The sequence below is a fragment of the Nitriliruptor sp. genome (assembly GCF_040882075.1).
In the GTDB taxonomy this organism is placed as follows: Bacteria; Actinomycetota; Nitriliruptoria; order Nitriliruptorales; family Nitriliruptoraceae; genus Nitriliruptor.
The window spans coordinates 1-5,564 of the sequence record NZ_JBBEBZ010000057.1 but is presented as its reverse complement, the minus strand read 5'-3'; the positions used below and the strand labels follow the sequence as shown (position 1 = coordinate 5,564).

6 protein-coding genes are annotated in these 5,564 nt (G+C 73.7%); 4 read left to right on the top strand and 2 right to left on the bottom strand.

The features are described 5' to 3' along the window. Positions 1 to 182 precede the first annotated feature (182 nt). Positions 183 to 587 carry a hypothetical protein gene (locus WEB03_RS02825; protein ID WP_368069454.1) on the top strand — a complete coding sequence of 135 codons (405 nt, stop codon included), beginning with the start codon at positions 183 to 185 and terminating at the stop codon, positions 585 to 587. A gap of 3 nt (positions 588 to 590) precedes the next feature. On the opposite strand, the gene WEB03_RS02820 is transcribed toward WEB03_RS02825, so the two are convergent. Then, positions 591 to 869 carry a hypothetical protein gene (locus tag WEB03_RS02820; RefSeq protein WP_368069453.1) on the bottom strand — a complete coding sequence of 93 codons (279 nt, stop codon included), beginning with the start codon at positions 867 to 869 and terminating at the stop codon, positions 591 to 593. Between the two features lie 276 nt (positions 870 to 1,145). Between WEB03_RS02820 and WEB03_RS02815 the strand changes: the two genes are divergently transcribed. Both WEB03_RS02815 and WEB03_RS02810 read left to right on the top strand, forming a co-directional pair. Next, on the top strand, positions 1,146 to 1,319 hold the full coding sequence (locus WEB03_RS02815; protein ID WP_368069452.1) for a hypothetical protein: 174 nt from the start codon (positions 1,146 to 1,148) through the stop codon (positions 1,317 to 1,319). An 82-nt stretch (positions 1,320 to 1,401) separates the two neighbouring features. Then, positions 1,402 to 2,289 (top strand): SDR family oxidoreductase, encoded by an 888-nt coding sequence (locus WEB03_RS02810; protein WP_368069451.1) that lies wholly within the window; start codon positions 1,402 to 1,404, stop codon positions 2,287 to 2,289. A gap of 28 nt (positions 2,290 to 2,317) precedes the next feature. Here WEB03_RS02810 and WEB03_RS02805 read toward each other — a convergent pair whose 3' ends face one another. Continuing rightward, a complete protein-coding gene (locus tag WEB03_RS02805; RefSeq protein ID WP_368069450.1) occupies positions 2,318 to 4,540 on the bottom strand; it encodes an ATP-dependent RecD-like DNA helicase in 2,223 nt (740 codons plus the stop codon). Between the two features lie 125 nt (positions 4,541 to 4,665). Here WEB03_RS02805 and WEB03_RS02800 point away from each other — a divergent pair, with 125 nt between their 5' ends. Continuing rightward, positions 4,666 to 5,457: a hypothetical protein gene (locus tag WEB03_RS02800; protein ID WP_368069449.1), complete on the top strand. Its 792-nt coding sequence runs from the start codon at positions 4,666 to 4,668 to the stop codon at positions 5,455 to 5,457. Positions 5,458 to 5,564 lie beyond the last annotated feature (107 nt).

Genomic DNA, 5,564 nt, shown 5'->3' with positions numbered 1-5,564 from the left:
CGTCGAAGAAACCGCCATCGTCGTAATCGCTGAAGAGATCACCCACAGGTGCCGACCATAGTGAAGGCTCCCCGCCGCCGACGGTGTGGGGGTTGCACGGTCGGACGAGGTTCGGTCGGTAGCGTCCGAGGAGGCCAGGAGGGTGGTCGGTGGCACGCAGCGCAGCCGCAGGGAGCTGGTCGGTGACCGCTGGCCTCGCGCGTTCAACCCGCGCCGAGCTCGACCTCGCCTGGCAACACCGCGAGGTCCTGGTCGCCGCCGCGACCACGCTGGTCACCACGGCTGGCCACGATCCGGACCTCGGTGTGTGCGCCGCCGCGGATTGCGGTCTGGCGACGTTGAGCCCCGACCCGGCCCTCTGCGGCGTCGCCGATCGGCTCGCGCGCGTCCCGGGTGCTCCGCCCGGGGTCCACGACCTGCCCGTCGAGGTGGCGCTCGCCGGCTTCCTGGCGGCGCTGACCGCCGCGGCCGACGCGATCCGTCACTGTCGGCAGGCCGAACACATCGGGTCGAGCTGCTGGTTCAGCCCGGTCGCCGGCCTCGATGGCTGCGGCGACGTGCTGCGTCTGCTCCACCGCTGCGGGTGAGCGCTAGCGACGCTCGTCGCTGAACGCGCGCCCCTCGTCCGGCGAGGTGGCATCCGGTTCGACCGCCGCATCGACGGCCGCCGCCGTCACGTCCAGCACCAGCGCGGACCAGGTCGCCCCGAACGCTTCGTTCGCATCGTCACCGCGGAGCACCGCGAGGGCTTGGAAGGCCGCGTCCCACCCGAACTCGTCGACGAGCACGCGCGCCGCATCCGCCGGCGTCACGGTGGCGAGGACGGCTCGCGCCACGCCCATCACCGTCGTCAGTCGGGGCTCGGTCACGGCTCGCTCCTCGGACATCTGGGCCGGTCCGGCCCGCGTCGATGGGTGCAACGAGTCCGGAGGCCGACGGTGACGCTCCGACGGACACTTCTCCGTCAAGCTCGGCCGTCGTCGTGCCGATGGAGTGGTCACGGACGCGACCAGCGCGGCCGACCGGCCCCGGGGGGCCCGCGGAGACGACAGGCGGCGGCGGTGCACGAGGACGGGCTGCTCAGGTGGACCGGTACCGGCCACGAGTCGGTGTCCGTGATGCGGTCGGCACCGGAGGGTGTGGCGGTGCCCACCAGCGATCGCGAACGTCCCCGGGTCGGGGTGGCCGAACACCGCGAGGACGTCCTACGCCGGCTGCTGCTCCTCGGCCTGTCCCCTCGCCTGCTGCGTGCGCTGCTGCCGGAGTTCCGGAGCACGATCAACCGGCTCGCCGCCACCTCCGGAACCGCTGCCTCCTGAGCCGTCGGCTCCGGGTCGGCCAGTGGCTGTGGCAGGCTCGCCCGCCGCGCGGCGTCGTCCGCGCCAGGCGGATGGGAGCGACGTGACCGAGCAGAGGCCGACCGGACCGCTCGACGGCAGGACGGTGTTGGTCACCGGGGGCTCGCGCGGGCTCGGCGCCGCCACGGCCCGGCGCCTCGCGCGCAACGGTGCGCGCGTGATCGTCACCTACCGCTCGCGGGCCGACGAGGCGGCCAGGGTCGTCGCCGACTGCTCCGAGCACACCGCGGGTGCCCGAGCCGAACAGCTCGACCTGCTCGAGGAGGACTCGGTACGTGCGCTGTTCGAGCGCATCACCGAGCGGGACGGGCACCTCGACGTGGTGATCGCCAACGCGGCTGCCACGGCCTTCAAACCGCTGCTCGAGCTCAAGATGCACCAGATCGACAAGACCTTCGCGATCTCCATCCGGCACTTCCTGCTGATCGCCCAGCTCGCCTTCCCCCTCCTGCAGCCACGGGGGGGTCGCATCGTGGCGATCAGCGGCGCGGACACCGTCGGCTACATCCCGGGGCACGGGCTGCTGGCGGCCGCCAAAGCGGGCATGGAGACCCTGGTCCGTTACCTGGCGTGCGAGCTCGGCCCCCAAGGGGTCACCGCGGTCGGGGTGCTGCCCGGCTACATCGACACCGACTCGATCAAGCTGATGACGGGGCCGTTCCACGAGAAGCTGGTCGCCGCCGAGGAGGTGACCCACCCCCTGCGGAAGGCGGCGACCCCGGACGACGCCTCCGAGGCCGTGGTGCTGGTCTGCCTACCGGAGGCGCGGTGGCTCAACGGACAGGTGATCCAGAACGACGGCGGGGGGCTGTTCGCCCACATGGCACGGTTCGGGCAGGCGTGGGCGATGCTCCCCGACGAGGCGGTCATGCCCGACGTCACCGGCGCCCCGATGTTGGGTGGCGAGACCGCGCCGAAGGATCACAACTGACCCGTGCCCAGCCGCCGCGACACGACGGTCAGGCCGGCGCTCCGAGCTCGCCACCGAGCCGCGGCGCGGGTGCCAACTGCCGGAGCCGCCAGGCCAACCCGGTCCGCCGGTCGCTCGGACGGTCGTGCCGGGCCGCCGCGCGCAGGGCGTCGGCCTGCCCGACCACGATCAGCGCCCGCTGCGCCCGGGTGACGGCCGTGTACGCCAGGTTCCGCCACAGCATCGCGCGGTGCGAGCGGTCGCACACGAGCACGACGACCGGCCACTCACCACCTTGGGACTTGTGCACCGTGACGCACCACGCGGCGGTGAGCTCGCGGACCTGGTCACGGCCGTAGGTCACCTCGCCACGCGGGAAGGCCACCCGGAGCTCCCCCTTGCGTCGGGACAGATCGACCACGCGTCCGACGTCGCCGTTCGCCACATCGAGCTCGGGGTCGTTGCGGGTCTGCATGACGCGGTCACCGACGTGGAAGCCCCCGACGTCCGGCCGACCGTCGGGGGGGTTGAGGCGCGCCTTCAGCGCGGCGTTCAGCGCGTCGACGCCGACCGGTCCGCGGTAGACGGGCGCCAGGACCTGGACGTCGTCGAGCTCGACACCGAAGTACTCGGGTGCGCGCTCGGCCACGGTCCGCACCACCCGGTCGGCGACGGCGTCGCGACGCGGTTCCTCGGCGAGGAAGACGTCCCCGTCGATCCCCTGGAGCGCACCGATCTCCCCGGCCAGCAGCTCCCGCGCAAGCCCGACGATGCGGCTGCCCGCCGCCTGGCGGTGGACCTCGGTCAGCGACGTCGACGGGACCACGTCGCTACGGAGCACGTCGCGCAACACGTCGCCGGGGGCGACCGATGGGAGCTGATCGGGATCACCGACCAGCAGCAGGTGGGCACCGTCGCGGACGGCGGAGACGAGGCGTTCGGCGAGCCAGGTGTCGCACATCGACACCTCGTCGACCACGAGCAGGTCGTGGGGTAGCTGTTCGAACCGGCCGTACCGGAACGCGAACCCTCCCCCGGAGGTCGGTCGCGCCTCGAGGAGGCGGTGCACCGTCGTCGCGGGGCGACCCACCAGCTCCTCGAGACGCTTCGCCGCGCGGCCGGTGGGGGCGCAGAGCGCGACCTCGAGCCCGACCTCCTCGGCCGCGGCGACGACCTCCTGGACCGTGCGCGTCTTGCCCGTCCCCGGCCCACCGGTCAGCACCGACACCGGTGAGCGGAAGGCGAGCCGGACCGCGTCGGCCTGCCCGGCTGTCAGCTCGTTGGACGGGTCGACGTCGTCGGCGTGAGGGACCAGGCGCGGACGTTCCGCGGCCAGCAGGCGGACGAGCCCGGCGGCGAGGTCCGCCTCGGCACGGAAGGCCTCGGGCGGGGCCACCACGTCCTGGCCATCGACGCGTTCGACGGCGAGGGAGCTGTCCGCGACGGCGCCGTCGATGCCCGCTGCAGCGAGGACCGCGTCGACCTTGAGGAGCCGTGCCGTGGCCTGCGTGCAGACCTCGCGCGGCAGGTGCTGGTGTCCGTCCTGACGTCGGGCGGCCGTGACCGCGGCCAGGGCGCCGGCGGCCAGCCGACGGGGATCGGTCGGTGGAACGCCGAGGTGGCGCGCGAGGTCGTCGGCGTGGGCGAAGCGCACGCGGTCGGCGGCCAGCAGCGCGTACGGATCCTCACGGGCGATGCGGGCGGCATCGCCGGCGAACCGGGCGTGGGCGGCCCGCACAGCGTCGAGCGGCCAACCCGCGGGCTCCACGAGCCGGACGAGCTCGCCGAGGGCCTGCCCGGCCACCCACTGTCCGTGCAGCTGGTCGGCCTGGTCGGGGCTCAGCCCGGCTTCCGAGACCAGGCGGGCGGGTTCGTGCTCGATCACCCGGCCGGCACCGTCACCGAACGTGGTCACCACCCGCTCGCGGGTCCGCAGCGGCACCTCGGAGAAGCGTTCCGAGGCCAGGAAGCTCCGCACACCCGCGGCCGTCGTCGGCGCCACCTGCTCGTAGTAGGTCGCTTCGAAGGTCAGCCCGTACCGGGGGTGGTCACGCCAGCGGCCGACCAGCTTGACCGTCTGCCCCTCGACGAGGTCGGAGAGCGGTCCGGTGCACCGGGCACCGTCACCCTCCTCACGGGCCGGATGCTCGGCGGCGCCACCAGCCTCGGGCGCGAGCTCGACCACGCCGAAGCCGGTGTCCTCGTCGACGTAGACGACGCCGAGGACCTCGCCCACGAGCTCGGCGTCGGCGTGGAGCAGCTGGGCGGGCACCGGGATCGGCCTCGAGGGAGCGGTTGGTCGGGAGCGGATCGACCGTAGCTGGTGGGTGTGGTGGTTCCGCGTGGGTGCGACCGCGCCGGGAGCGCCCCAGCACGGCCGGTCCGTACGCTGCCCCGGTGGAACTCCGGGTCCTCCTCGCGATCGCGGTGCTGGTGCTGCTCGTGCGCGTCGCACGGGTCAGCTGGCGGCACCGCCGCCTGAGCGTCGCCATCTGGCGTGCGGTGCGCTGGCACCACCTGATCGGCGGCGCCGTCCTGCTCGTCGTCGTCGGCAGCACCGCCCTCGCGCTGGTGGCGTTCGTGCCGGGCGCCGACCTCGGCCTCGGCAGGCTCATCGGAACGTCGGTGAACGTGGTCTTCACCCCGCTCGAGGAGGGGCTCGCGCTCGCGGGTCCGCCGAGCGCCACCGGCCCCGACTGGGCGTTGATCGTCGGCGCGAGCGGCTTCCTCGCCCCGTTGGCCCTCCTGCTCCCCTGGCTCGCCTTCATCGAGGAGGAGCTGTTCCGCGCCGGGCTCGAGACCGCCTCCTGGCCCGAGGTCGCCCCCGCCAGCCTCGTGTTCGGGGCGGTCCACCTCCTCGTGCTCGTGCCGATCGGGGCTGCCGCCGCCATCGGGATGGCTGGGTTCGCGTACGCGTTGGCCTACCGCCGAGCGCACCGCGAGGGACGCGCCGACCGGGTGCCGGTGGTGGCGCTGCGGACCTACCGGCCGACGCGCCGTTCGCGCACCGCTGCGCAGGCGTACCGACGCACCGCCGTCGACACCCCCGGCGCGGTCGACGCCGACACGTCGCCGGAGCTCGCCCAGGCCACCGGGATCTTCGCGGCAGCCGTCTGGCACACGACGTTCAACACGATGGTGGTGGTGGTCCTGTGGGTGTCGCTGGTGATGTCCGCGTTCGGCCGTTAGCCCGATCAACGTGCCCCAGGTGATCGCGTCGGGGAGCGCCCGCCACCCCGTGCGTAACGGGCGTTGCCTACTGGCTCGGCCCGCCCCGTCCTCGGCTTGCGGGGTCC